Consider the following 4,412-nt stretch of genomic DNA (forward strand, 5'->3'; position numbering starts at 1 on the left):
CAGCCAGGTGGCGGCAGCCCGCGCCGAAGTCGAGCGCGCCCGCGAGCAGCAAGGCGGCCACGATGAAGACAACGCCCAACTGCGCAGCGCCACGGCCAACGTTGCCAAGGCCCGCCTCGATCTCGCCCGCACCACGGTACGCGCCGATTCCAATGGTCTGATCACCGACCTGCGCACCGACGTCGGCCACTACGTGGGACCCGGTAGCCCGGTGATGACGCTGATCGCCATCCATGACCTGTGGGTCAGCGCCGACATGACCGAGAACAACCTCGGCCACCTGCGCAACGGCACGCCAGTGCTGGTAGTGCTCGATTCGCTGCCCGGCGAGCTGCTCAAGGGGCACATCCGCAGCATCGGCTACGGCGTCAGCGTCGGCCAGGGCACGCCTCCGGGGTCGCTGCCGACGGTGCAGAACAGCCGCGAATGGCTGCGCTCGGCGCAGCGCTTCCCGGTGATCGTCGAACTGGATCGCGACCAGCTGGAAAGTCCCGCCGGCCTGCGCGTGGGTGGCCAGGCAGAAGTCATGGCGCTGCCCAGCGAAGGCAACCCGCTGAACCTGCTCGGCCGGGTGTTCATGTGGCTGATGAGCTGGCTGTCGTATGCCTATTGAACTGCGGCGGCGCCGGGCTCTCCGGCTGGCCTGGGGCACGGCGCTGTGCCTGGCGGCGAGCTACGGCATCGGCATGCCGATCCCGTTCCTCGCCCCTGTGCTGGCCGTGCTCCTGCTGGCGATGCGCGCCCAGGCGCTGCCGCTCAAGGCGGCGCCGGCACTGGCGCTGCTGGTGATGCTCAGCTGCGGCGTCGGCCTGCTGCTGATTCCATTGCTTCGCCATGCGCCGCTCAGTGGCGTGCTGCTGGTTGGCGTCGGCCTGTATTGCGTATTCCGCTATGCCTTGCGCGGCGGCAATGGGCTGCTGGCGAACCTGCTGGTGATCGGCCTGACCATGATCGCCGCCGCCGGCACCAGCGATTTCACCCTGGCGCTGTCGGTGGTGGAAGCGCTGGCCAAGGGCATGCTGCTGGCCGTGCTCAGCACCGCGGTGGCCCATGCCCTGTTCCCGGAGCCAGCCGATGCGCCCTCGCCCCCCGCCCCGCCGCTGCCCAATGAGCAGGATGGCGGCTGGATCGCCCTGCGCGCCACGCTGATCGTGATGCCGGCGTTCCTGCTGGCGATCATCGCCCCGGATCGCTTCATGCCGTTGATCATGAAATCCGTGAGCCTCGGCCAGCAGGCCGGGGAAACCCGCGCACGACACGCCAGCCGCGAACTGATCGGCTCTACCCTGCTCGCCGGCGTGCTGGCGATCCTGGTCTGGGGCGCGTTGAGCCTGTTCGTGCACCTGTGGATGTTCTTCCTCTGGGTGCTGCTGTTCACCCTCTGGCAAGGCCGCCGCCTGTATGCGGCGGTGGCCACGCGCAAGAGCCCGGCCTACTGGGTCAGTTGCCTGACGACCATGTTGATCCTGCTCGGCCAGTCGGTGGCGGACAGCGCCGGCGGCCAGGACGTCTACCGCGCCTTCGCCATCCGCATGGCGCTGTTTCTCGCGGTGTCGCTGTACGCCAGCGGCATGCTCATCTGGATCGACGGGCGCCGCGCAAGGGCTCGCGCGGCCTAGGGCTTCCAGTCCACCCCGGAGTCGGCCAGGTAGGCATCCACGGCGGCGCCCAGCGTGGGGTGGAAAGCCGATTCGCCCAGGCCCTCGAACAGCTCGAACTGCTTCATCTTGTCCTTCACCGGGTCCTTCATCTCGGCGAACTGCAGTTCGACGCCACGCTGCTCCAGCACCTTGTCCAGCTCGGCGAGCATATCGGCGGAAGTCACGTCGATACTGGTCACCGGGCTCGCCGCGATCACCAGCCGCTGCACCGGCGTCGGCGATGCGTCCAGCGCTGCCAGCACCTCGTTCTGGAACTGCTCGGCGTTGGCGAAGAACAGCGGTGCGTCCCAGCGCAGCAGCACCAGGCCGGGGATGCGCCGGGAATTCGGGTAACGCGTTACGTCGTGATAGCCGCGCACGCCGTCGACCCGTCCGAGCACCGCATGGTGCGGCCGCCAGCCGTCCCAGAGGAATTCGATCACCGAGATCGCCACGGCGATGCAGATGCCCGGAATGGCGCCGAACACCGCCACGCCGACGAAGCAGCTGATCGACAGCCAGAACTCCCAGGGCTGCATGCGATAGATGCGTTTCAGGTCGGCGAACTCGAACAGGCCCAGCGCGGCGGCGATCACCACGGCGGCCAGTGCGCTGTTGGGCAGGTGCTCCATCAGGTTCGGCGCCACCAGCAACAGCAGGGTCACCGCCAGCGCGCCGATGATCCCGGTGAGCTGGGTTTTCGACCCCGCCGCCTCGGCCACCGGGGTGCGCGAGGAGCTGCTGCTGATGGGAATACCCTGGAACAGGCCGGACGCGACGTTCGCCACGCCGAGGCCGAACATCTCCTGGTTGGGGTTGACCGGGCTCTTCAAGCGCGCGGCATAGGTGCGTGACAACACGCTGGTATCCGCAAAGGAAACCAGCGCCACCGCGACACCGCCCAGCACCACTTCCAGCAGATCGATATCGGTGATCCACGGGAAGGCGAAGGACGGCAATCCCTGCGGCAACTGTCCCAGTACCTTGACCCCATGGCTGCCGAGGTCGAACAGGCTGACCGCCAGCGTCGCCAGGATCACCGCGATAAGGATGCCCGGAATGCGCTTGTAGGGCTTGAGCAGCAGGATCAGCAGCAGGCTGCCGGCGCCCACGGCAAAGCTGGTCCAGTTGGCGCGCCCTTCCAGTAGCGCCTGCCCCAGGTGCCAGAGATCGCGCAGCGGGCCCTGGCTGTCGACCTTGATGCCGAACAGCTTGGGCAACTGGCTGATCAGCACGGTGAGCGCGATGCCGTTCATGTAGCCGTAGCGGATCGGCTTGGACAGCAGTTCGGTGATGAAGCCCAGGCGCAGCAGGCCGGCGATCATGCACACCGCGCCGGACACCAGCGCCATCAGGCTGGCGATGGCAATCGCCCGTTGCGGGTCGCTCGCCGCGTACTGCACCACCACCGCGAGAATCGGCGCGGCCAGCGCCGAATCGGGGCCGAGCACCAGTATCCGGCTCGGCCCGAACAGCGCGTAGGCCAGCAGCGGAATGATGGTTGCGTAGAGCCCGTAGATGCCCGGCACACCGGAGGCCTCGGCGTAGGCGATGCCCACCGGCACCAGCATGGTGGTCAGCACCAGGCCGGCGGCCAGGTCCCTGGGCAGCCAGCCGGCCTGGTAATGGCGCAGGGTGACGAGGCCGGGCAGCCAGCGCTGCCAGTCGAAGCCGGATCGGGATTGCGACGGGGATTCGGACATCAGGGATTGGCTCCAGGCAAGTACTGCGCAAGGTCCAGGCGAAGCGGCAACCTTATCGTCCTACAGCGTAGATCAGCGGCCGCGCCGCCAGCGTCGAACCGCCGACGATAGTTTCCGCGCGACCGGCGGATTCGCACCTAGACTTCCCACAGCCTTCCGCCACTGGAGAAACGCCCGGCCATGAGCAGTCTGTTCGACGCTATCCTACTTGGGCTGCTCGCTTTGCTGCCCCTGATCAATCCGCCGACCACGGTCGCGCTGTTCCTTGCGCTGTCCCAGGGTTTCAGCCGCGAGGAGAAGAACCAGCAGGCACTGCTGACGGCCTGCTACGTGTTCATCATCATGATGCTGACCTACTACATCGGCGAATTCATCATGGGGGTGTTCAGCATCTCGATTCCCGGCCTGCGCGTCGCCGGAGGCGGCATCCTCTGCATCATCGGCGGGCGCATGCTGTTTCCCGCGCCCATGCCCTCCCCCGACTCCCGCGAAGACCTGCCCGAACGCACCAGCTTCGCCTTCATTCCGCTGGCCATGCCCAGCACCGCCGGGCCCGGCACCATCGCGATGATCATCAGCTCCGCGGCCAGCATCAAGAACAGCACCAGCTTCCCGCACTGGGTGATCATGGTCGCGCCGCCGCTGATCTTCCTCTGCACGGCGCTGATCCTCTGGGGCTGCCTGCGCGCCTCGGAGCTGATCATGAAGGCCACCGGCAAGTCCGGCATCGACGCCATCTCGCGGCTGATGGGTTTCCTGCTGGTGTGCATGGGCGTGCAGTTCGCCATCAACGGTCTGGTGGAAGTCGCACAGACGCTGATCAACGCCAACGCGAGCCTGCTGCAACCGTGATGACTCCCGTAGGAGCAACTGTCTTCTTCGGATGGTTCGTGCCTTGGTTTTCCCCTCTCCCTAACCCTGGCTGCGCGCCCCGCTCCGAAGGCAGAGGGGATTGGTTCGGTGCCGGCTGAAACCACAGTGTCAGCCGGCACGGGGAGCTCCCACTCCCGTCAGGGGGGGGGGGGGGGGGGGGGGGGGCCCCGGCGCAGAAATTGAAGGAGGAGCGGGG

Annotated in this window: 4 protein-coding genes; 3 read left to right on the top strand and 1 reads right to left on the bottom strand. The window is 67.2% G+C overall.

Annotation, left to right across the window (positions count from 1 at the left end; translation table 11 throughout):
* Both ACCC94_RS28015 and ACCC94_RS28020 read left to right on the top strand, forming a co-directional pair.
* Window positions 1-613: HlyD family secretion protein (locus ACCC94_RS28015; RefSeq protein WP_413352854.1), on the top strand; the 613-nt coding region annotated here is incomplete at its 5' end.
* Window positions 603-1,619, top strand: a complete 1,017-nt coding sequence (locus ACCC94_RS28020) for a DUF2955 domain-containing protein (RefSeq protein WP_413352855.1) — start codon at window positions 603-605, stop codon at window positions 1,617-1,619. The genes ACCC94_RS28015 and ACCC94_RS28020, both read left to right, overlap by 11 nt.
* Here the strand turns inward: ACCC94_RS28020 and ACCC94_RS28025 are convergent.
* Window positions 1,616-3,343 (bottom strand): SulP family inorganic anion transporter, encoded by a 1,728-nt coding sequence (locus ACCC94_RS28025; RefSeq protein ID WP_413352856.1) that lies wholly within the window; start codon window positions 3,341-3,343, stop codon window positions 1,616-1,618. The genes ACCC94_RS28020 and ACCC94_RS28025 overlap by 4 nt on opposite strands.
* Window positions 3,344-3,523: 180 nt before the next feature.
* Between ACCC94_RS28025 and ACCC94_RS28030 the strand changes: the two genes are divergently transcribed.
* Complete coding sequence (locus tag ACCC94_RS28030; RefSeq protein WP_413352857.1) at window positions 3,524-4,195, top strand: MarC family NAAT transporter; 672 nt, start codon at window positions 3,524-3,526, stop codon at window positions 4,193-4,195.
* The last annotated feature ends 217 nt before the right edge of the window (window positions 4,196-4,412 follow it).

This window comes from Pseudomonas sp. Pseusp97 (assembly GCF_047304025.1).
Taxonomy (GTDB): Bacteria; Pseudomonadota; Gammaproteobacteria; order Pseudomonadales; family Pseudomonadaceae; genus Pseudomonas.

Coding starts and splice junctions, on each gene's coding strand:
- ACCC94_RS28030 (WP_413352857.1), top strand. CDS start 3,524: ATGAGCAGTCTGTTCGACGCTATCCTACTTGGGCTGCTCGCTTTGCTG.
- ACCC94_RS28020 (WP_413352855.1), top strand. CDS start 603: ATGCCTATTGAACTGCGGCGGCGCCGGGCTCTCCGGCTGGCCTGGGGC.
- ACCC94_RS28025 (WP_413352856.1), bottom strand. CDS start 3,343: ATGTCCGAATCCCCGTCGCAATCCCGATCCGGCTTCGACTGGCAGCGC.